Origin of the sequence: Sphingobium sp. B2D3C (assembly GCF_025961835.1) — a bacterium.
Classification (GTDB): domain Bacteria; phylum Pseudomonadota; class Alphaproteobacteria; order Sphingomonadales; family Sphingomonadaceae; genus Sphingobium.
In genome coordinates, this window is record NZ_JAOQOK010000001.1 from 1,704,161 (window position 1) to 1,725,126 (window position 20,966).

Annotated in this window: 21 protein-coding genes and 1 tRNA gene; 7 read left to right on the plus strand and 15 right to left on the minus strand. The window is 64.0% G+C overall.

Translation table 11 applies throughout. From position 1 onward, the window contains the following. Positions 1 to 3 precede the first annotated feature (3 nt). The 5 genes from M2339_RS07915 to M2339_RS07935 all read right to left on the minus strand — a co-directional run bounded on the left by M2339_RS07915 (position 4) and on the right by M2339_RS07935 (position 4,918). Positions 4 to 852, minus strand: a complete 849-nt coding sequence (locus M2339_RS07915; RefSeq protein WP_264586981.1) for an alpha/beta hydrolase — start codon at positions 850 to 852, stop codon at positions 4 to 6. Continuing rightward, a complete protein-coding gene (locus tag M2339_RS07920; protein WP_264586980.1) occupies positions 849 to 1,949 on the minus strand; it encodes an NAD(P)-dependent alcohol dehydrogenase in 1,101 nt (366 codons plus the stop codon). Before M2339_RS07920 ends, M2339_RS07915 begins: the two co-directional genes overlap by 4 nt. Then, on the minus strand, positions 1,949 to 2,455 hold the full coding sequence (locus M2339_RS07925) for a nuclear transport factor 2 family protein (RefSeq protein WP_181559312.1): 507 nt from the start codon (positions 2,453 to 2,455) through the stop codon (positions 1,949 to 1,951). The genes M2339_RS07920 and M2339_RS07925 overlap by 1 nt, the downstream gene beginning before the upstream one ends. 1 nt (position 2,456) lies before the next feature. Then, entirely contained in the window at positions 2,457 to 3,920 is a 1,464-nt protein-coding gene (locus M2339_RS07930; RefSeq protein ID WP_264586979.1) for an aldehyde dehydrogenase family protein, read from the minus strand. A gap of 74 nt (positions 3,921 to 3,994) precedes the next feature. Then, positions 3,995 to 4,918: a MarR family winged helix-turn-helix transcriptional regulator gene (locus M2339_RS07935; RefSeq protein ID WP_264606285.1), complete on the minus strand. Its 924-nt coding sequence runs from the start codon at positions 4,916 to 4,918 to the stop codon at positions 3,995 to 3,997. Between the two features lie 255 nt (positions 4,919 to 5,173). Here M2339_RS07935 and M2339_RS07940 point away from each other — a divergent pair, with 255 nt between their 5' ends. The 3 genes from M2339_RS07940 (at position 5,174) to M2339_RS07950 (ending at position 6,675) form a co-directional block, all read left to right on the plus strand. Then, the gene (locus M2339_RS07940; protein ID WP_264586977.1) at positions 5,174 to 5,572 is read left to right on the plus strand and encodes a nuclear transport factor 2 family protein; all 399 of its coding nucleotides are present in this window, start codon (positions 5,174 to 5,176) and stop codon (positions 5,570 to 5,572) included. 28 nt (positions 5,573 to 5,600) lie between these two features. Next, the gene (locus M2339_RS07945; RefSeq protein WP_264572533.1) at positions 5,601 to 6,092 is read left to right on the plus strand and encodes a DUF3237 domain-containing protein; all 492 of its coding nucleotides are present in this window, start codon (positions 5,601 to 5,603) and stop codon (positions 6,090 to 6,092) included. A gap of 94 nt (positions 6,093 to 6,186) precedes the next feature. After that, the gene (locus tag M2339_RS07950; RefSeq protein WP_181559307.1) at positions 6,187 to 6,675 is read left to right on the plus strand and encodes a DUF3237 domain-containing protein; all 489 of its coding nucleotides are present in this window, start codon (positions 6,187 to 6,189) and stop codon (positions 6,673 to 6,675) included. 85 nt (positions 6,676 to 6,760) lie between these two features. Here M2339_RS07950 and clpX read toward each other — a convergent pair whose 3' ends face one another. The 6 genes from clpX to M2339_RS07980 all read right to left on the minus strand — a co-directional run bounded on the left by clpX (position 6,761) and on the right by M2339_RS07980 (position 13,156). Then, positions 6,761 to 8,029 (minus strand): ATP-dependent Clp protease ATP-binding subunit ClpX, encoded by a 1,269-nt coding sequence (gene clpX / locus M2339_RS07955; RefSeq protein ID WP_181559306.1) that lies wholly within the window; start codon positions 8,027 to 8,029, stop codon positions 6,761 to 6,763. A 348-nt stretch (positions 8,030 to 8,377) separates the two neighbouring features. Then, complete coding sequence (clpP, locus tag M2339_RS07960) at positions 8,378 to 9,010, minus strand: ATP-dependent Clp endopeptidase proteolytic subunit ClpP (RefSeq protein ID WP_181559305.1); 633 nt, start codon at positions 9,008 to 9,010, stop codon at positions 8,378 to 8,380. A gap of 11 nt (positions 9,011 to 9,021) precedes the next feature. Continuing rightward, positions 9,022 to 10,215, minus strand: coding sequence for an acyltransferase family protein (locus M2339_RS07965; RefSeq protein WP_264586976.1), 1,194 nt, complete (start codon positions 10,213 to 10,215; stop codon positions 9,022 to 9,024). 70 nt (positions 10,216 to 10,285) lie between these two features. Continuing rightward, positions 10,286 to 11,242: a glycosyltransferase family 2 protein gene (locus M2339_RS07970; RefSeq protein WP_264586975.1), complete on the minus strand. Its 957-nt coding sequence runs from the start codon at positions 11,240 to 11,242 to the stop codon at positions 10,286 to 10,288. Between the two features lie 174 nt (positions 11,243 to 11,416). Beyond that, positions 11,417 to 13,003, minus strand: coding sequence for a trigger factor (tig, locus tag M2339_RS07975; protein WP_264586974.1), 1,587 nt, complete (start codon positions 13,001 to 13,003; stop codon positions 11,417 to 11,419). Between the two features lie 68 nt (positions 13,004 to 13,071). Beyond that, positions 13,072 to 13,156, minus strand: a tRNA-Leu gene (locus M2339_RS07980). 129 nt (positions 13,157 to 13,285) lie between these two features. Here M2339_RS07980 and M2339_RS07985 point away from each other — a divergent pair. Further along, positions 13,286 to 13,477: a hypothetical protein gene (locus tag M2339_RS07985; protein WP_264606286.1), complete on the plus strand. Its 192-nt coding sequence runs from the start codon at positions 13,286 to 13,288 to the stop codon at positions 13,475 to 13,477. Positions 13,478 to 13,521: 44 nt separating this feature from the next. On the opposite strand, the gene gatB is transcribed toward M2339_RS07985, so the two are convergent. From gatB to M2339_RS08005, 4 genes are all read right to left on the minus strand, one after another. Continuing rightward, on the minus strand, positions 13,522 to 15,024 hold the full coding sequence (gatB, locus tag M2339_RS07990) for an Asp-tRNA(Asn)/Glu-tRNA(Gln) amidotransferase subunit GatB (RefSeq protein WP_264586973.1): 1,503 nt from the start codon (positions 15,022 to 15,024) through the stop codon (positions 13,522 to 13,524). A 96-nt stretch (positions 15,025 to 15,120) separates the two neighbouring features. Beyond that, a complete protein-coding gene (gene gatA, locus M2339_RS07995; RefSeq protein ID WP_264586972.1) occupies positions 15,121 to 16,602 on the minus strand; it encodes an Asp-tRNA(Asn)/Glu-tRNA(Gln) amidotransferase subunit GatA in 1,482 nt (493 codons plus the stop codon). A 121-nt stretch (positions 16,603 to 16,723) separates the two neighbouring features. Further along, positions 16,724 to 17,011 carry an Asp-tRNA(Asn)/Glu-tRNA(Gln) amidotransferase subunit GatC gene (gene gatC / locus M2339_RS08000; protein WP_264572525.1) on the minus strand — a complete coding sequence of 96 codons (288 nt, stop codon included), beginning with the start codon at positions 17,009 to 17,011 and terminating at the stop codon, positions 16,724 to 16,726. A gap of 33 nt (positions 17,012 to 17,044) precedes the next feature. Continuing rightward, positions 17,045 to 18,862, minus strand: a complete 1,818-nt coding sequence (locus M2339_RS08005; protein WP_264606287.1) for a DUF4153 domain-containing protein — start codon at positions 18,860 to 18,862, stop codon at positions 17,045 to 17,047. Between the two features lie 180 nt (positions 18,863 to 19,042). Here M2339_RS08005 and M2339_RS08010 point away from each other — a divergent pair, with 180 nt between their 5' ends. The 3 genes from M2339_RS08010 to M2339_RS08020 are packed head-to-tail and all read left to right on the plus strand — an operon-like array spanning position 19,043 to position 20,929. Further along, positions 19,043 to 20,155, plus strand: coding sequence for a DUF3089 domain-containing protein (locus tag M2339_RS08010; protein WP_264586970.1), 1,113 nt, complete (start codon positions 19,043 to 19,045; stop codon positions 20,153 to 20,155). Next, a complete protein-coding gene (gene ruvX, locus M2339_RS08015) occupies positions 20,155 to 20,631 on the plus strand; it encodes a Holliday junction resolvase RuvX (RefSeq protein ID WP_181561379.1) in 477 nt (158 codons plus the stop codon). The genes M2339_RS08010 and ruvX overlap by 1 nt, the downstream gene beginning before the upstream one ends. 7 nt (positions 20,632 to 20,638) lie before the next feature. Further along, positions 20,639 to 20,929 carry a DUF1294 domain-containing protein gene (locus M2339_RS08020; RefSeq protein ID WP_264572522.1) on the plus strand — a complete coding sequence of 97 codons (291 nt, stop codon included), beginning with the start codon at positions 20,639 to 20,641 and terminating at the stop codon, positions 20,927 to 20,929. The last annotated feature ends 37 nt before the right edge of the window (positions 20,930 to 20,966 follow it).

The window sequence follows — 20,966 nt, forward strand, 5'->3', positions numbered from 1 at the left end:
GCCTCAGACGGTGGCGATGAAGTTCATGATGTGATGCTCAAGGTCGCTGTCTGGCGTCCCGATCTCGAGCACAGGTGACAGGTGGTTGTGGCCTCCCAGCCAATGCAGCCTTGGAAAGGCCTTGTTGGTTATGGCGTAGCGGGCAGCCAGGCTCGCGGCCTGCTGCTGGAACGGCACCGGATCGAACTCGCAGACCGAGAAGAACAGCGGGATCTTGCTGGTGAGCAGCCCGGCCACGGTGGACGCCTGCGCCCAGCCGGCCGGGTCCTCGCCATAATAGGATTTCTGGAACTGGTTCGGCTCGGCCGCGGCCACGTCGTAAATCCCCGAGCACATCAGCGCGCCGGCAATCTGCGGCGAGAAGCGTGCGACGCAATCGGCCACGTGCACCGCGCCCGCCGACTGCCCCATCACGAAGATGCGATCCGGATCGCCGCCGAATTGCGCCACATTCTCGCGCAGCCAGATGACGGCATTGGCGACGTCCTCACCGCCGGCCGGCCAGGTGGCGGCAGGCGCGAGGCGGTAGGTCATGGTGACGCCGACATAGCCCTCATCCACGGCGAAGCTGCCGATATTGTCGTAAAAGGGCGAGCCTTCGGTGGTCTTGTCGCCCATCACGAAGCCGCCGCCATGGACGAACACCAGCACCGGCGCGCCGGAAAGCCCGTCCCGCGTGAAGATATCCAGCCGATTGCGCGCATCCGGACCATATTGATGGTCGCGCGTCACCCTTGCGCCCGCCGGCAAGCCCGGCTGCAGGGCGCGGTAGATTCCCTGCGTGCCGCCCATCATGTCCGGGGTCAGTTCCGTGCCGAACGCTTCAAGCTGTTTGCGGATTTCGGGGGTCATGCAGCATCTCCAACCTTGAGCACCGGCTTGATCACCGTGCCCGCCTCACAATCATGAAACGCCTTGCCGATCTCATCGAAGGCGTAGGTCTCGATCAGCCGATCGAACGGGAAGCGTCCTTGCCGCCAGTAATCGATCAGCATCGGCAGGAAGGTGCGCGGATTGGCGTCGCCGCCGAGGATGCCGCGCAACTGCTTGCCACCCGCGAGCATGGGGAACATGGCGGGCGCCCATTCCCCCCGAGGCGCCGCGACGAAGCCGGCGATCCCGTTCATGGCGAGGCATTCCAGTGCCATGGTGTGGACTGCCGGCACGGTGGTGGTGTTGAAGGTGAAATCCACGCCGCGACCGGTAACCGCGCGGATCTGCTTGGCGACGTCCTCGCCGTCCGAGCGGATCGCATCGGTCGCGCCCAGTTCGCGCGCAAGCTCAAGCCGGCCTGGGTTGATGTCCACCGCGACGATCCGCTTCGCGCCCACCAGCTTGGCGGCCATCACCGCAGAGAGGCCGACGCCGCCGACCCCGAAGATGGCGATGGTATCCCCTGCCCCCACCTTCAGCGCCTCGATCACCGATCCGGCGCCAGTGATGACTCCGCAGCCGAGCGGGGCCAGCAGTTCCAGCGGAATATCCTTGTCCACCTTCACCGCCGTGCGCTCCGGCACGATGCTGTGCGTCGCGAACGAAGACTGGCCGAAGAAATGCGAGTGGATGCGCTCATCCCCGCACGCCAGCGCCGTCGAGCCATCGAGGCGCTTGCCGCCGAAGTTCATCGGCATCGCCAGATCGCAATAGGTCGGACGTCCGGCCACGCAACTGGGGCACACGCCGCAGCTGCTGCCCGAGAGGAGCACATGGTCGCCCACGGCGAAACCGCGCACGCCCTCACCCAGCGCCTCTACCACGCCCGCGCCCTCATGGCCGAGCACGATGGGATGCGGCGCGTGACGCCCCGGATGCTCATGCAAATCGGTGTGGCAGATGCCGACAGCGACCATACGCACGAGCATCTCGCCCGCGCGCGGTGCTTCCAGCTCCAGCGTTTCAAGCACGGGCGCCGGCTGATTGCCGCGACTGACGGCAGCGGTGATCTGCATCACTTCTTCCCCGCGACCGGCGGAGCCTGATGGCTCGGCTTTTTCTTGAGCAGGATCTCGCCTTTCCACGGCACCTGATCGGCGGCGGTCCAGGCGTTGACGTGCAGCGACTGGAACCGCCACACGCCTTCCTTCTTGGTCACATGGTCCTGCCGGGTGCCGATGCCGAACACGAAGTTGGTGTGATAATCGGTCTGAAACTGGAGAATCTGGAAGAAGCAGCGCACGTCCACCTCGCCCTGCTCCGGGCGTGGGTCCATGATCAGCGTGTTCATGATGTGCTGGCGCCCGTACCACCAGCTCTGCCGGTCGTTCCACAGCGAGCGCAGATTCTCCAGGATCGCCTCATGGCCCTGCACCCGGCCCTGCCAGAGATGATCGAACCAGGCGTCCTGCGCGAAGGTCGACATCGCCGTCTCTTCATCGGCGAGGTCGATGCCCCAGGCGTAGCGCGAATAAAGCTCCTGAATTTCGAGCCGGTCGAGTGCGCTCAGTTCCCATGCCATGTCAGTGTCCTCCCGGTTTTCCAAGATGGTGATCGTTCTGGATATCGGCCGGCTCGCCATGATTGGTGAGCAGAGCCTTGCGGCGCACATAGCGCAGGATCGCCTCGGGGCCGGTGCGCGAGCCGCCGCCCACGCCGGAGGCCCCAAAGGCATTGCTTCCGACCGTGCGGTTCTTGGCGAAGGTCAGGAAAGTATCCTGCATGAACACGGAGCCGGCATTGATCTGCAGGCCGATCGCCATCGCTTCTTCCGCGCTTCCGGCGACGACGTTCGCGGTAAGGCCGAAAATGGTGTCGTTGGCGAGGGCAATCGCCTCCTCAACCGTCTTGAACGGCATGACCGGCAGGATCGGCCCGAAGGTCTCGTCCCGCATGACCAGCATTTCATGGGTGACGCCGGTCAGCACGGTCGGGCGCATGTAAAGGCCGCCGTCGATCTGCTCGACCGCCCCGCCGGTGAGGACCTTCGCCCCCTTCCCGACCGCATCGGCAATATGCCGCTCGACGATCTGCGCCTGCGGCGCGAAGGTAAAGGGATGGAGATGCCCGGCACGCGGATCGTCGCTGTTGAGGCGGACCTTCTGCGCCTTCTCAACGAGAAGCGCGACGAAGGCATCGTGGATGGCCTCGGCGACGTAGATGCGCTCGACCGAGAAGCAGACCATGCCATTGGCATGAACGGCGCCGCGCAGGACAGCGGTGGTCGCCCGCTCCAGATCGGCGGTTTCCGTGATGATCACCGGATCCTTGCCGCCCAGTTCCAGATAGCAGGGGATCAGGCGCTCGGCGCACTGCACGGCGATCTTGCGGCCGGTGGGTACGCTGCCCGTGAAGCAGACGAGATCGACCGTGTCGATGATAGCCCGGCCCGTCTCGCCATCGCCCTGAACATAATCGAACACGCCGGCCAGTTCCGGCACCTGCGCCACGGCCTCGAACAACGGCTGCACCCAGCGCGGCGTCACTTCCGAGGGTTTGATGAGCACGGCGCAACCGGCGAACAGGGCCGGAATGGCATCGAGCAGCACCAGCATCATCGGGGCGTTCCAAGGGCCAATCACGCCGACCAGCGGATAGGGCACGAATTGCGTGCGCACCTCCACCTGCGGCATGGCCTTGGAGGGACCGGCATAGCTTGCCGCATCGAGCGCGGCCTGCGCGTCCTCGATCCAGCCGCCGATATTGCCCATGGTGATGAAGCCCTGGAGATAGGAAGTGTGGCACCCGCCCGTATCGATCGCATCAGCCTCGGCGATGGCGCTGGCGCGCTTGGCGACCTCGCCCAGCCAGCGCTGCATGACGCCGATGCGCTCGGCGAGCGGCTTGGTGCCCCAGGCCTGCTGGTTGCGCCGGAGACGGTCAGCCTTCGCCGCCACGTCCGCCGCCGTCGCAATTTCCATCATAAAGTCGACCGCGCCGCTGCGTGGGTTGCGCACGGGCACGCTGCGCCGTTCGATATCCGCCATGAACGTCCTCCCCAAAGGCGAGAGACTCGCCTCAATTAGTCAGACGTCGTTGTATATCGATGTTGAACGCGCAATCAACAGGATTGCGGCGTTTCATTGTCCCAGGGGAAAAAGCCCGGATAGCGCAGGATCGCCGAGTGCGCGCGCACCACTGATTGCAAGGGCGAGAGCAGCGCTTCGAAGGCGCGCGCGGATATGTTGGATCGCACCGCATCTTCCGTCGCATCCGCGCTGGCCTGGAGGCGATCGATCTGGTGCCGGCCCTCCTCGGTCACGAAATAGAGCGTCTTGCGACGATCCTGTGGCGAGGGCACAGCCTGCAACCACCCCCGCTGGGCGAGCTTCTTGAGGACGATCGCACAGGTCGAGGGATCAAGCCCGTAGACCCGCGCGAATTCCACCTGGCTCAGGCCGCCATGCAGATCGAGTATCACCATCGCGGAGAACTGGCGCAGGGTCACCGCCATCGGCGCGACCTGCTCACTGAAATGCGCATGGAGGATCTGCAGCGCGCGGCGGAACAACATGCTGGGCACATTGGCCAGATAGGAGTCCTGCCTGTCCCACCGCGGCGCGCCGTCATTGCCGGCCTCCACCAGGCTGGAGAGCTGCGCCATGGCTACCGCGCGCTCGTCATCGCTCAGCGGATCGAGCAGCAACGCCTGAAGCTGGGCGAAGGACGACCGGATTTCGTCCATGCGCGCTTCCCCGGCCGCCGTCAGCACGGGCAGACTGCGCCGCCGATCCCGCTCATCCTGTTGGCGGGCGATGAGGCCCGTCAGTTCGAGGTTCTGCAGCACAATCGCCGTGGTCGACGTGTCACTCCCACAAGCCCGCGCGAGGCGGACCTGATCGCTCCCCGGACGCTCGGCAATCGCCAGCATCATTTCCGCCTGCGACAAGGTCTCGCCCCCGCAGGCCACCGATCCATACAAGGCATTGGCGATCTGATCGATGCGATTGAGCAGAAACCCCGGCTTGCGCAGGAACACCCGCATGACCTGATCGAGCGGAACACGCGGTCTTTCTACGGCCCAATCAATCTCAGGTGCAGCAACGGCAACTTGTTTTGCAGGCATCGTCACAAACAGGCGGACCCCGTGATGGGCAATGTTATCATGCGCAACAATCGGCCAGATTCCAGGGCTTGGCAAGCATATCGGTCGAGCGGGTCGACGTTTTTCAGTTGAACCCAAGCGGCCACCCGCTTAGCTGTTGAAGAATCAACAACAAGAATTTTCTTGGAGCGCAGGATGACCGAGGACGACTATGCCGACTACATCGCCCGCTTCAATGCGAACGATTTCGAAGGTTTCGGCCGCTATTATTGCGATGACGTGGTGTTCAACCTGGGCGAAAAGCGTCAGATTATCGGTCGTTCCGCCATTCTGGATTTCTACCGCGAAGTGAAGTCGAAGGTTCGCGAAACGCTCGACATTCTCGCCGTCGCAGCCGGTCCGGACACCCTCGCCTGCCATGTTCGCACCGAATTCTATGGCCTGGAAGACTGGCCAGACTTCATCGCCGGCCCCTTGATGAAGGGGCAAACCCTCAACATCGAGAGCCTTGGCTTCTATTATCTGCGCGACGGCAAGTTCGCGCAGATTCTCGGCGCGCGGTACAAGACGCTGCCCGCCACAGCTGCTGTTTGATAGTCATCGAAAAAGGAGATTGCACTTCATGGTAACGCCCGAGATTGCCCCCCATCCCTTCGCGCCAAAGTTCGAATTCGCCTTCACGGTGTCGATCGACCTGACACCGGCGGTGTGGATTTCCCCCACCAGCATGGGCGCGACCCGCGCTGCCGTGTGGGCAGCCCAAGGCACCTTCGAAGGCCCCCGCATTCGCGGTCGGGTCATCCCGATGAGCGGCGGCGACTATCCGCTGTCCCGCCCCAATGGCGTGATCGATTTCGACGCGCGCTACATGCTGGAAGCCGATGACGGCACGCCGATCTATCTGCAGAGCCGCGGCTATCGCTGGGCCGAAGGTGACGCCATGGAGCGCATGGCCCGCAACGAAGATGTGGGGCCGGACGAATATTATATGCGGGTGAGCCCCAAGTTCGACGTGCCGGAAGGCCCGCACGAATGGCTGGGCAAGCACATCTTCGTCGGCGTTGCCGAGAAGATCCCGAAGGCCAACCGCATCCACTATTTCATGCTGCTCTGACGGCTGACGCCTTCCAAACAAAACCAGCTGCCGCCGCCTTGCACTTTCCGCAAGGCGGCGGCAGTGCCTTTTCCAGCCAAGAGGAGAGCATGCGATGAACGATCCGCAAGTCCCCGCCCATCTCGAATATGTGTTCGAAATGCGGGTGAATTTCCGCCCTGAACGCTGCACGGTCGGCCCGCTGCCGGGTGGCGGCTATCAGGGTTACACGCCCTGCGCCAGCGGCACGATCTACGGCCCGCGCCTGTCCGGCATCATCATCCCGGACAGCGGTGCCGATTACGCCACCGTGCGGGGCGACGGCACCATCGTCATCAAGTCGCACTATATGCTGCAGGCCGATGACGGCACCAAGATTTACATCAACAACAATGGCTATCTCATCCCGGCCAAGCCGGGCGAGGCGCGACTGGATGACGGCACGCCGCAACCGGCCTATTTCTGCTTCTCGCCCACATTCGTGGTGCCCGAGGGGCCGCATGACTGGATGGGCAAGACGCTGATCATCGGCACCGGCAGCCGCCGGTCCAATCCCGACCACTCGATCTTCACTTACTATGCGGTGAAGCAGACGCTCGACTGAGCATTTGACTGAACAAGCGAAAACGCCGCCGCTGGAGCCCTCAGGCCCCGGCGGCGGCGTTTTTCATGCCGATCAGATTATCCGATCAGGCCGCGTCACCCGCCTGGCGCTTTTCCGCCCCGAAGACGCGGACGGGGTCCTTACGGCCCTCAACCACATCCTTGTCCACCACGACTTCGGTCACGCCTTCCATCGTCGGCAGATCGAACATGGTGTCGAGCAGGATCGCCTCGATGATCGACCGCAGGCCACGCGCGCCCGTCTTGCGCTCGATGGCGCGCTGGGCAATCGCCGTCAGCGCTTCGTCTGTGAAGGTCAACTCGACGTCTTCCAGCTCGAACAGCTTGCGATACTGCTTCACCAGCGCGTTCTTGGGCTCGGTGAGGATCTGCACCAGCGCGGCGATGTCGAGATCTTCCAGCGTCGCGATGACCGGCAGACGACCGACAAACTCGGGGATAAGGCCGAATTTGAGCAGATCTTCCGGCTCGGTCTGCTTCAGCAGCTGACCGGTACGCCGTTCGTCCGGCGCTGCGACATGCGCGCCAAAGCCGATCGACTTGCCCTCAAGCCGGTCGCCGATGATCTTCTCCAGCCCCGCAAAGGCACCGCCGGCGATGAACAGGATGTTCGTCGTATCGACCTGCAGGAATTCCTGCTGCGGATGCTTGCGGCCACCCTGCGGCGGCACCGAGGCGGTCGTGCCTTCCATCAGCTTGAGCAACGCCTGCTGCACGCCCTCGCCCGACACGTCGCGGGTGATGGAGGGATTCTCCGCCTTGCGGCTGATCTTATCGATCTCGTCGATATACACGATGCCGCGCTGCGCCTTCTCGACATTGTAGTCGGACGCCTGGAGCAGCTTGAGGATGATGTTCTCGACATCCTCACCGACATAGCCAGCTTCGGTCAGCGTCGTCGCATCCGCCATGGTGAACGGCACGTCGAACGTCTTGGCGAGCGTCTGCGCGAGCAGCGTCTTACCGCAACCCGTGGGGCCGATCAGCAGGATGTTGGACTTGGCCAGCTCGACATCGCCCGCCTTGCCGCCATGCTCAAGGCGCTTGTAGTGGTTATGCACGGCGACCGAGAGCACGCGCTTGGCGCGCTGCTGGCCGATCACATAATCGCTCAGCACATCGCAAATCTGCTGGGGCGTCGGCACGCCGCCTTCCTTGCGGCCGACCAGACCACCCTTGGTCTCTTCACGAATGATATCGTTGCACAATTCGACGCATTCATCGCAGATGAAAACGGTTGGGCCGGCGATGAGCTTACGCACTTCGTGCTGCGACTTTCCGCAGAACGAGCAGTAGAGCGTGCTCTTCGAATCCGATCCTGTGAGCTTTGTCATTCAATCTCTTCCTTGGTCTGGCGCCGTCTCGCGCCAATTGCCCAGATGCTCTTTCCGTCGGTCATCCTAGACCGGCTTCTTGCAGCATCACAAGTGCCGAAAATGTCGCCAAATAGCGTAAGCCAGACATTGCCGGCTCAAAAGCCATAATGGAAAGAAGATGGGAGGGCTGGTCCGGCTTTGCAATGGGAGATGCTGGCCGGACTCGGCCAGGCTGCGAACAGAGAGATTTTAGCGGCGGAAACAAGCTGGCCGCTCACTCGACCACGGCACAGCCCAAAGTCCGGCGACGATGCACGCCGCCGCCGGGATGCAAAGGCCGACCGCGTGAGCGGCCGGCCGAACCCATTAAGCAGGCGTTTCTTCGCTGGTGCCGGGACGCTTGTCGTACACCTTGTCCACAAGGCCGAACGCGAGCGCTTCTTCCGCTTCCAGGAAGGTGTCGCGATCCATGGCGGCCTCGATCTTCTCCAGCGGCTGGCCGGTGTACTTCACGTACAGATCGTTCAGGCGACGGCGGATACGAAGGATTTCCTTGGCCTGGATCTCGATATCCGACGCCATGCCCTGCGCGCCGCCAGACGGCTGGTGGATCATGATTCGCGCGTTGCTGAGCGCAAAGCGCATGCCCGGCTCGCCGGCCGCGAGCAGGAAGCTGCCCATCGACGCGGCCTGGCCGATGCACACCGTGCCGACCTTGGGGCGGATATACTGCATGGTGTCATGGATCGCCATGCCGCTGGTCACCACGCCGCCCGGCGAGTTGATGTACATCCAGATGTCCTTCTTCGGGTTCTCCGATTCCAGAAACAGCAGCTGGGCAACGATCAGCGAGGCCATGTGATCCTCGACCTGGCCGGTCACGAAAATGATCCGCTCCCGCAACAGGCGCGAGTAGATATCGAAGCTGCGCTCGCCGCGATTGGACTGTTCGATAACGATAGGAACAAGTGCCCCGAGCGGATCAAAATTATCGGTCATGATTCTCTTTCTTACTGGCCGTCTGCGGCCACTACATCGGACGTTTGGGCACTGACTTCAAGATGCGCAGGCTGGGCACCGGGTGCGGACAGGTACGTTTCGAAAAGCGCGCGCCCAGGCCCTTCGATCAGTCGCCGGCTCAGAGAGGCACAGCCCATGACGAAGATCAGAAAGAAGATGCTGATCCCATCGCCGATCCAGACCCCGCCGCCGATGGCTTTCCCGGTCTGCGTATCGACCACCAGATCGACAGCGACATAACGATCGATTGCCGATAAAAAGTTGAGCAGACGGTAATATAGAAAGATGTGGATAAGGTAGATCGAGTAGGAGAGCGCTCCGATTTTCACGACCTTGGGCCTTTTCAAGCAGTCGCTCACCACCCCTTTCTCACGCGCAAACACGAGTACCGCGATCAAAAAGAGAAAGGGTGACAGAACCGACAGCCTGCCCCCTCCCAGGCAGGATATGAAGGCAAGCAGCGCAATCACCGTCACCAGTTCCAGCCCCTGATCAGCCCAACCAGGAAGCTGCATCGTTTTGATCCGATCCATGCAGCGCCAACCGACGAGGCCGAGCGCGAAGCCCATCGCGCAACGCAGCAACGCGTTCTGGTACATGACCGGACTGAAATCCGGCTGGCTGAGGAGCAGCAACGGAACGGCGACCGCAACGCCGAGACAAATCGGCGTCAGATGCCGTCCAGCTGACCGCAGCACCAACGCAAAGACCAGATAAATCCAGACTTCCGCTGCGATCGACCAGCTGGGGAAATTCCACGCTGTCGGATCGCCGCCCGGGAAAATCTGGATCAACAGCAGGGCGTCGATCAGATTCTTGGGCGACTGTAAGCCCTCGAAGGCCGGCCTGCCTAACCTATCCCCACCGAAGATGAGGAGACACAGCTCGAACAAGACGAAGCAGACCACCATGGCCAAATGCAGTGGATAGACGCGGGCGATCCGCTTGCGCATGAAATGGCCGACGGAATAACCGTCCACGAGCCTCTTCCCGTAGCTCGCGCCGATGACAAAGCCGGAAAGCACGAAAAAGAAATCGACGAAAAGAGACGCATGCTCAACCAGCGCTGCGTTCGATATTCCTCCCTGCGTCTTCACATGCAGCAGGACCACCATGCACGCGCAAATGCCGCGCAAGCTATCAAGCACCTTATAATGGTGCCGCGATGGACCAACCCCCTCCATACCTGCCCCCCCGAGCCTGTCGGGAAAGTTTATGGACTCAATTATTCATGATCAACTGGGTTAATGAAATTTAACGCGCCATCCCCGGCGCGGTATGCGCCAGATAGGCAAGGCGCTTCATTTCCTGCCGGCCGCGCGTCACCGTATCGAGGATGAGGCCGGTAAGCAGACACAGGGCGGACAGAACGCCCATCCCCACGATGGTGATGAGGGTCGGGAAGCGGGGCACAAGCCCCGTCTCCAGATAGGTCAGGATGACCGGCACGCCCATCAGTCCGGCAACCAGCGCGATCACCAGCGCAATGAAACCGAAGAACCACAAGGGCCGCTCCACGCGATAGAGCTGGATCATCGTGCGCAGGATGCGCCAGCCGTCGCGGAAGGTGTTGAGCTTGGAGAGCGAACCTTCCGCCCGCGCCGCATAGGCCGTCATCACCTCGCCCACCGGCATGCGCAATTCGAGGGCGTGGACGGACATCTCCGTTTCGATCTCGAAGCCTTCCGAGAGGATCGGGAAGCTCTTGACGAACCGCCGGGAGAACACCCGATAGCCTGAGAGGATATCGGTGAAACTGCGGCCGAAAAGCTGCCGCAGCAGCCCGGTGAGCAGCAGATTGCCGAGCCGGTGCCCCGGACGGTAAGCCGCCTCTACCTCAGACTTGCGGGCGCCGACGACCATGTCGAGCGGCCCGTCCAGCATCGCGGTGACCAGCGCCGGCGCCGCGCTCGCATCATAGGTCGCATCGCCATCGGCGAGCACGTAGATGTCCGCATCCACGTCCGCGAACATCCGCCGCACGACATGGCCCTTGCCCTGTTGCCGCACGCTGTAGACGATCGCGCCGGCGGCGCGCGCGACGGCGACGCTGTCATCGGAACTGTTATTGTCGAACACGTAGATAGCCGCCTGCGGCAAGGCCTGCGCGAACGCGGTGACGGTCTGCCCGATGGCGACCGCCTCGTTATAACAAGGCAGCAGGACGGCGATGCGCACGCCTGTCATCGGGCTGGACGGGTCTGGATGCATGGGACTGCGGGCTTATGGCAACAGATCGCATGGTTGCAATGGTCTTTTGCGACCCCAGCGCCCGGCGGCACCTTCTGCACGAGCCCGCCGCCATGCATCCAAAGAAAAAGCGAGCCGGAACGGCATCCCGCTCCGGCTCGCTTCTGATCAGTTCATGCGATCTGCAGTGAGGCCTCAGGCCTCGGCAGTCTTGGCCTTCTTGGCAGCGGGCTTCTTGGCCGGCTTCTCGGCCGCCTCGCCCTCGTCGGCCTTGGCAGCAGCGGCCTTCTTGGCCGGAGCCTTCTTGGCTGGCGCCTTGGCCTCTTCTGCCGGAGCGGCCTCTGCCTCGGCATCAGCCTTCTTGGCAGCCGGCTTCTTGGCGGCAGCCTTCTTGGCCGGCTTGGCGTCATGGCTGTGATCGTGGCCGCAATCCGGTCCGTGGACGTGACCGCCCTCTTCGCTCTCGATCGCTGCTTCCAGATCGGCGCGCGCAACGGTGCGCTCGCTCACATCGGCCTTCTCGAAGAGATAATCGACGACCTTGTCCTCATAGAGCGGGGCACGCAGCTGCGCGGCGGCCATCGGCTCGTTGCGGACATATTCGACGAACCGCTCGCGGTCCTGCGGGGCATATTGCTGCGCGGCCTGGGCCACGAGGCGGTTCATTTCCGCCTGCGTGATCTCCACGCCATTGGCCTGGCCGATTTCCGAGAGGAGCAGGCCCAGACGGACGCGACGCTCGGCAATCTTGCGATAATCGTCGCGATCGGCTTCCATTTCCTTGAGCGCCGCCTCGGGATCTTCCTCGTGACCGGCTTCATGCTCAAGCTGCTGCCAGATCTGGCCGAACTCGGCCTCGACCATGCCCGGGGGCACCTCGAAATCATGGCCCGCAGCCAGCTGATCGAGCAACTGGCGCTTCATGTAGGTGCGCGTCAGATTGCCGTGCTCCTGCTCGATCTGCGCCTTGAACAGCTCACGGAGCTTCTCGAGGCTCTCGAGACCGAGCTGCTTGGCGAACTCGTCGTCAGCGGGCTTCTCGACGGGGTTCTTGACCGCCTTGATGACGAGATCGAACGTCGCATCCTTGCCGGCCAGCTCCTTAGAGCCATATTCGGCGGGGAAGGTCACGTTGATGGTCTTCTCGTCGCCGGTCTTCACGCCGACCAGCTGATCCTCGAAGCCGGGGATCAGATTGCCCGAGCCGATGGCGATCGCCATATCCGAACCGGTGCCGCCCTCGAACGCCACGCCGTTGACCTTGCCGACGAAATCCATGACGACCTGGTCGCCTTCCTTCGCCTTGGCGGACTTGGGCGCGTCCTCATAACGCTGGCTCTGCGCGGCGAGACGGCCAACCGCCTCGTCGATCTGCTCGTCGGTCACATCGACGACGAGACGCTCCAGCTTGATGCCCTCGATCTTGGGCGCGGGAACCTCCGGCAGGATTTCCAGCGCGACCTTGACCTCGGCATCCTTGCCGTCCTCATAATCGGCGGTCAGTTCGACGCTCGGCTGCATCGCGGGACGCAGCTTGTTCTCGGCGATGACCTTCTCGACGCCCTCACGGATGGACTTGTCCAGCGCCTCGCGCTGCAGGGCCGGGCCGTGCATCTTGCGGACGAGGTTGGCAGGCACCTTGCCGGGCCGGAAACCGGGCATCCGCACCTGCGGCGCAATCGACTTCACTTCCTCTTCGACGCGGGCGTCGATGTCCTTGGCCGTGACGGTCAGCGTATAGGCGCGCTTGAGGCCCTCATTCAATGTCTCGACAATCTGCATATCTCTAACTCGACGCTTTCCAGGCTAGGATGAAATCTCTTGGAACGACCGGGGCCAGGCTGCGCAACTGGTGCGGGCGAAGGGACTCGAACCCCCACATCTTGCGATACCAGAACCTAAATCTGGCGCGTCTACCAGTTTCGCCACGCCCGCATCGGTCGCCGGTCGGCGGGCCATAGTGCAAAGCCTGGGAAAGGGCAAGGCTGTGCGCGCCTTGCCGTGTCGATCCGGAACGATCACCTGTCCCGCCCGTTGAAAAGGGCAACGAAAGGACGCAAAGCCATGGCCAGCCAGCCGGAAATTCCGCCCCCCGATACCATCACCCCGCAGTCACCTGACGAACTTCCGCCCATGGAATCGCCGGACGAGACGCCCTTCCGCGAACCGCCGGAAATCGCGCCGGAAACGCCCAATATCGGTGAACCTGGCCGCGGTCCTGACGAACTGCCGTCCATCGCGCCGCCACCCGACTGATCCCTGCTTCCCGGCTTCGCCTTCTGGGTGCGGCCGGGATGCGATCAGCCCAATGCCTTCTTAATCAACTCGTTGACCATCTGCGGATTGGCCTTGCCCTGCATGGCCTTCATCGTCTGACCGACGAAGAAGCCGAACAAAGCTTCCTTTCCAGCCTTATATTGCTCGACCTTGTCCGCGTTGTCGGCGAGAATCTTCGCAACGACCGCCTCGATCGCACCGGTATCCGTGGTCTGCTTGAGGCCGCGCTTCTCGACAATCTCGGCAGGCGCTTCGCCGGTCTCCAGCATAATCTCGAACACCTGCTTGGCGATGCTGCCCGAAATCGTGCCATCGGCCACCAGGGCGAGCAATTCCGCGCCGCGCTCCGGGTTGACCGGGCTGTCCTCAAGAGTCTTGCCGAGGCGATTGAGCGCGCCGTAAAGCTCGGATAGCAGCCAGTTGGCGCTGGCCTTGGCCACCTCACCCTCGCTCTTCTTCTGGATGCGCGCGCTTTCCGCGAGCAAAGCCTCGAACCAGCGGGCCGTTTCCGCCTCCGCGGTCAGCACGCGGGCGTTGTACTCGGAGAGCCCCAGCACCTCGACATAGCGGGTGCGCTTGGCATCCGGCAGTTCGGGCAGCGAGTGCCGGCAATCCTCGATGAAGCTGTCCTCCAGCACCAGCGGCAGCAGGTCCGGGTCAGGGAAGTAGCGATAATCATGCGCGTCTTCCTTGGAGCGCATCGACCGCGTCGTGCCGGTATCCGGGTTGAACAGCCGCGTTTCCTGGACGATCCGCCCGCCACCCTCGATCACGTCGACCTGGCGCTGGGCTTCATATTCGATGGCCTGCATGACGAAGCGCACGGAATTGACGTTCTTCGTCTCGGTCCGCGTCCCGAATTCCTCGCCGGGCTTGCGCACGGAGACGTTCACGTCCGCGCGCATGGAGCCTTCCTCCATATTGCCATCGCACGAGCCGACATAGCGCAGGATCGCGCGCAGCTTGCGCAGATAGGCCCCCGCCTCTGCCGGCGAGCGCATGTCCGGGCGGCTGACGATTTCCATCAGCGCCACGCCCGAGCGATTGAGATCGACATAAGAGCGGGTCGGGTGCTGATCGTGCATCAGCTTGCCGGCATCCTGCTCGACATGGATGCGCTCGATGCCAATGGCCTTGTCGGCGGGAATGCCGGCCTTCTCGTCGGCTTCGATCGTCAGCGAACCTTCGCCGACAAGCGGATGATAAAGCTGGGAAATCTGGTAGCCCTGCGGCAAGTCCGCATAGAAATAATTCTTCCGGTCGAACCGGCTCCACTTGTTGATCTGCGCATTGATCGCAAGGCCGGTGCGCACTGCCTGACGGATGCACTCGCGATTGGGCACCGGCAGCATGCCGGGCATCGCGGCATCGACAAGGCTCACCTGCGTGTTCGGCTCCGCGCCGAAGGCCGTCGCCGCACCGGAGAACAGCTTGGCCTGGCTCACCACCTGCGCGTGAACCTCAAGGCCGATGACGACCTCCCAGTCCCCGGTGGCGCCACGAATGCGATAGCTCGTCTCAGTCATTCTTCAGTCCTTACAGTATTCCCGCGAAGGCAGGAATCCAGGGGAGTGCAGCCCTTGGCTGCCCTGGGCTCCTGCCTGCGCAGGAGCACGAAACACTTACCACCACGCCTCAGGCCGGGCGGTGAAGCCCGCCCGTTGCTCAATGGCGAAACCCGCGTTCAGCACCGCTTGCTCATCGAAGGCCGGACCGATGATCTGCAGGCCGAGCGGCAGCCCGTCCTTGCTGAGCCCCCCGGGCACGGACATGGCGGGGAGACCCGCCAGCGAGGCCGGCACCGCGAACACGTCGTTCAGATACATTTTCAGCGGATCGTCGACATTTTCGCCGAGGCCAAAGGCTGCGCTGGGCGCAGTGGGCGCAAGGATGACGTCGCAGGCCTCGAAAGCCTTGGCGAAATCCTGCGCAATCAGCGCCCGCACCTTCTGCGCCTGCGTGTAATAGGCGTCGTAGAAGCCCGCCGAGAGCACATAGGTGCCGATGATGATGCGGCGCTTGACCTCCGGGCCGAAGCCGGCAGCCCGCGTCGCGGCGTACATATCCTGCAGGTTCGCGCCATCGGGCAGATCGCGCAGGCCATAGCGTACGCCGTCATAGCGGGCGAGATTGGACGAGGCTTCCGCCGGGGCGATGATGTAATAAGCCGGCAGGGCATATTTGCTGTGCGGCAGCGAGACCTCGACGATCTCGGCGCCGGCATCCTTCAGCCAGGCAATGCCATCGTCCCACGCCCGCGCCACATCGGCATCGAGACCCTCGACGCGATATTCCTTGGGAATGCCGATGCGCTTGCCCTTGAGATCGCTGGACAATCCAGCTTCCCACTGCGGCACCGGCAGGTTGAGCGAGGTCGAGTCCTTCGCGTCAAAGCCCGCCATATTCTCCAGCAGGATCGCGCAGTCGCGCACGTCCTGCGCCATCGGCCCGGCCTGATCGAGCGAGCTGGCAAAGGCAATGATGCCCCAGCGTGAGCAGCGGCCATAGGTCGGCTTGATGCCGGAAATGCCGGTGAAGGCCGCAGGCTGGCGGATCGACCCGCCGGTATCCGTACCCGTCGCCGCCGGGCAGAGCCGTGCGGCGATCGCCGCCGAGCTGCCGCCCGAGGAGCCGCCCGGTGCCAGCGCGGCATTGCTGCCGTCATTGCGGCGCCAGGGCGAAATCACATTGCCGAAATAGCTCGTCTCGTTGGAAGAGCCCATGGCGAACTGATCGAGATTGAGCTTGCCGAGCATCCCCGCGCCGGCATCCCACAGCTTCTGCGAAACGGTGGACTCGTAGGTCGGCGTGAAGCCTTCCAGCATGTGGCTGGCGGCGGTCGTCTGCACGCCCTCGGTGCAGAACAGATCCTTCATGCCGATGGGCACGCCGGAAAGCGGCTTGAGCGTGCCGGCAGCGCGGTCCTTGTCCGCCTGCTCGGCAGCGGCCAGCGCATGCTCGGGCGTCTCGACGATGAAAGCGTTGAGCGCCTTGGCGGCCGCGACGTTGGCGTTGAACGCTTCGGCGACTTCCCGCGCGGAGAACTCGCCCGCACGGAAGCCATCGCGGATCTGCGCGACAGTGAGGTTGGTCAGATCGGTCACGATCCCGCTCCGTTCGCCCTGAGCTTGTCGAAGGGCTGCTTGTTGAGTCTCTCGTTTCTGGATCCCGGATCGGTCGCCGCTACGCGGCTGTCCGGGATGATCGAATGATGCCGTCCCGTCATCATTCTATCACCTTAGGCACGGCGAAAAAGCCATGTTCGGCCTGAGGCGCATTGGCCAGCACCTTGTCGCGGACATTGCCATCGGTCACGGCGTCCTCGCGCAGGCGTAGCGTGTTGGGGATGACGGCGGTCATCGGCTCGACGCCGGTCACGTCCACTTCGCCCAGCTGCTCCACCCAGTGGAGAATGCCGTTGAGTTCGGGCACCAACGCCTGCGCTTCATCCTCGCTGACAGCGAGGCGCGCGAGGCTGGCGATCTTTTTTACGGTTGTCAGGTCTACGCTCATGGGAGCGCGCGCTAGCACTGGCTCCGGCGGTCATCAAGGCGCTTCCGCCGTTTCGGCCCCATTGGCGGCCGTCGACAGCGGTTCGCCGACCGGTTCGCCACCGATGTAGAGTTGTCGCGCCATCACGGGGCGGAGGTCCACGGCGCCGGCGCGGATCTGCGCGACCAGCCGGCGGGCCGCGTCACCCTGGGCGAGATAGCGGCTGTCATTGCCCCATTCGCCATTCTCCTGCCGGATGAGGCGCACGGTTGGGGCACAATCGCCGCATTCCGGAGCGGGCAGCTTCACAACAATCGCCAGATCCTCGCCGGGCACATAGTGCAGCAGGCACGGGCCGGTCTCCTCGCAGGCATCATATTGCACCAGCCGCTTGCGCAGCGCTGGCGGCATTTCGACCGGGATGGGCAGGATCGTCAGCCGCTCGTCCAGCAATTCGCCACTGCGCGCGGCGACGACCATAGGCGGCACGGCCCAGCGGTCGGTCAGCTTCATCGTCTCGGCGGCATGACGGCGGATCGTCGCGTCCGCCGAGCCGCTCGCCAGCCGTCGAATCGCAGCCCGCCCCTCCGGCCCGAAATCGAACCACAAGGCACGGTAGTCGAACTTGTCTGGCGCCACCTGCCCGCCCGCGAGGCGCTGGAGCTGGTGCGCGGTCGCGATCCGCTCGAAGCCGAAGATCGGCGTGGAGAGCAGCAGCGCGATGCCGGCGATCACGAATACGAGCATGCGATTGGTCCGCCGCAGCCGGGCGAACCAGCCGCGTGCGCCGAGGATGGCGACGGCATAGGCAATGGCGGTGATGCTCGCCACGATCAGAAAGGCCAGCGCCCACAGCCGCTCTGGCGTCAGGCCATGTTGATGGATGCGCAGGCCCGAGGAGAAGACCGCAATACCCACCATCGGCAGCAGGAACAGGCCGAGCGCCGCCGCGCTGGCACCCAGCAACACCGAGCGGGTTTCCTCAAGCGCCGTATCGCCCACCACCGCATTGGCGAGAAACAGCGCCAGCACCGCTCCGGCCAGCATGATCGGCGTCGTGCCGCCCGTCGCCCAGAGCGGCGCCAGGCCGGTGACAGGCAAGGCCGCCAGGAAGATGCCGATCGCCAGCGCCACCACCGGCGCCAGCACGCGCAGCACCAGCATGGCGACGCGCTGCAGGGCGGCGATGATCGCCCCGCGATCCTGCAACAGCCCAAGCGCCGCGCCGAACGCGGCGCCGCACAGCATGGCGACCACAGCAGACTCGCGCAAGGCATCGCGGAGGAACGGGAGCTTCACCAGCATGAACATCTGCGCCAGCAAATGGGCGATGCCGAAGCTGAGCAGCATGAACAGCGCGCTTGCGCCGATCAGCAGCGCATTCGTCCACAAATGGCCGTGAACATCCTCATAATGGATGGCCTGGCGCGACCAGGCCCGTACGGCGCGCGGCAACACACCGGCCGGCGCGGAGGGCGCGCCGCCGGCCAGACTGCGATCCTGCGCTGCCTGAAACAGCACCAGCAGCGCAGCCGCGGCGATGGCGCCGCAGACGAGATGCCAGAGATCGACGCTCGATCCATGGCCGGGCACCCCGTTCCACAGAAAGACGCCGCCGCCGAGGAGGCCGCAGATCAGCGCCACGACAAGAGCCGCGACCGGTCGCCGCCGGCGCCAACCGAGGCCAAAGGCGAGAGCGGCGGTCGAAAGGAACATGGGCAGCGCCGCGATCACCCGCCGCAGAAACTCGGGCTCGATGGGCGCGGGATCGGAAAACCGGTCGATCGCCAGACCGACAAGCGCGCCGAGCACACACAGCACCCAGGTGCGCAGCGGCCATACCGTCTGCGCCGTCGATGCGTTGCTGGCCATCATCCTGCTCCCCGCCGCGTCCGATCCTGAACCGGTCCGACCTATCACGATCCGCTCGCAAGGCAAATTGGACCTTCGCCTGTTGGACCTTCGCCTGCTGCCTTCGCTTGCCTCGCGGAACCCAAGCGGGCATGAGCCATGCCACTGCCCAGCTTGCCACAGAGATGGAGTCGTGCCCCTTTGGCCCGGAAGTTCCTGTATGTCGTCGCGTTTTTCACAGCCCTGGCGATCGCGGGAATGATCGCCTTCTCCTTCTTCGGCCCCCGGCTGATGCAGAGCGCATTGGTGCCGCATGTCGGGTTCAGCGAACCGCCTGCCCTGCCCGCGAATTTCTATTCAGGTGGCGATGGATGGATCAGCCGGCCGGACGGGCGCCGCGACGATCCCGCTCGCTGGCAACCGGCCACGAAGCTTGCCGAGGCGGCGCCAGCGCAGAAAGCGGCGATCTTCTTCGTCCACCCCACCAGCTCGTTCGAGACGCTCCACTGGAACGCCCCGATCAACGACCGCATCGCAAAGGCGCAGGCCGGGCGGTTCGTGCGCATTCAAGCCAGCGCCTTCGCGGCAGCCGGAAACATCTGGGCGCCGCGCTACCGGCAGGCCGTGTTCGGTGCCTTCCTTACCGAAAAGGCAGACGCCGCGTTGGCGCTTGAGCGAGCCTATGCGGACGTGAAGGCCGCCTTCGCACAGTTCCTCGCTGCCAATCCGCAAGGGCCGATCATTCTCGCCGCGCACAGTCAGGGCAGTCGCCACCTGCTGCGGCTGCTGCATGAGGAAGCGGGCAACAGTGCGCTCAAGGCCCGGCTGGTCGCGGCCTATGTCGTCGGCTGGCCAGTCTCCGTGGAGCATGATCTGCCCGCTCTCGGCCTGCCCGCCTGCACGGGGCCGGGCACGACCGGCTGCGTGCTGAGCTGGCAGAGCTTTGCCGCGCCCGCAGACACCTCCGCGGTGGAAGCAACGTTCGACCGCGAGCGTGGATTGGACGGCCAATCGCGCGCCGGGTCGGCCATGCTGTGCACCAATCCGCTCAATGGCGGCGCGGCGCCCGATGCGCCGGGCGATGCGAATCTGGGCGTGCTGCGCGGTGATGGCGAGGCGGCGTCGACCGTGCTGCTCACGCCCGGCGAGATCGGCGCGCGCTGCGCTGGCCGTGGCTTCCTGATGCTGGACAGCGCGCCCAAGCTCGGCACCTTCGTGCTGCCGGGCAATAATTACCACGTTTATGACTATCCCCTGTTCTGGGCGAACATTCGTGCCGATGCGCTTGGCCGATTGGCGGCGTGGCAGCGCTGATGGTCGGGGAAACGCTGATTACGCTCGACAAGGCGTCCTTCGCGCAGGCGCTACCGGCTGGCGGACGCCTGCTCGGCATGGACCTTGGCACCCAGACCATCGGCCTTGCCCTGTGCGATGCCGGCTGGAGCATCGCCAGCCCCGCCCATACGCACAAGCGCGGCAAGTTCAGCAAGGACCGGGACGTGCTCGCCCAGTTCATCGCCCAGCAGTCGGTCAAGGGCCTCGTCATCGGCCTGCCGCTCAATATGGATGGCAGCGAGAGCCCGCGCAGCCAGGCTGCACGCGCCTTTGCCCGCAACATCGCCGTACTCGGCCTGCCGGTGCTGCTGTGGGACGAGCGCTGGTCGACCGTCGCTGCCGAGCGGGCGATGATCGCGCAGGACATGAGCCGGGCCAAGCGCGCTGAAAAGATCGACGCCCACGCCGCCGCCCTCATCCTGCAGGGGGCCATTGACGGCCTGACGATGGGCTGACCGGCGCATGACGGAAACGCACATCATCTGGGGCTGGCTGGTGCTGATCAACCTCATCACCCTCGCCGCCTTCCGCCATGACAAGCAGCGCGCCATTGCCGGGGGACCGCGCATGCGCGAGCGCGATCTGCTGACCCTGGCGGCGATCGGCGGGACGATTGGCGCCTGGCTCGCCATGCGACTTTTCCGGCACAAGACCCGCAAGCGGGACTTCTCCCGCGCGCTGTTCCTCATCGCCGCCGCCCAGTGCGCGCTCATCATCCTGCTCGATCTCAATGCCTGGACAACCCCGAGCTGATACATCAGCGCTTGAGTCCGCCCCGCCGCTCCACTAA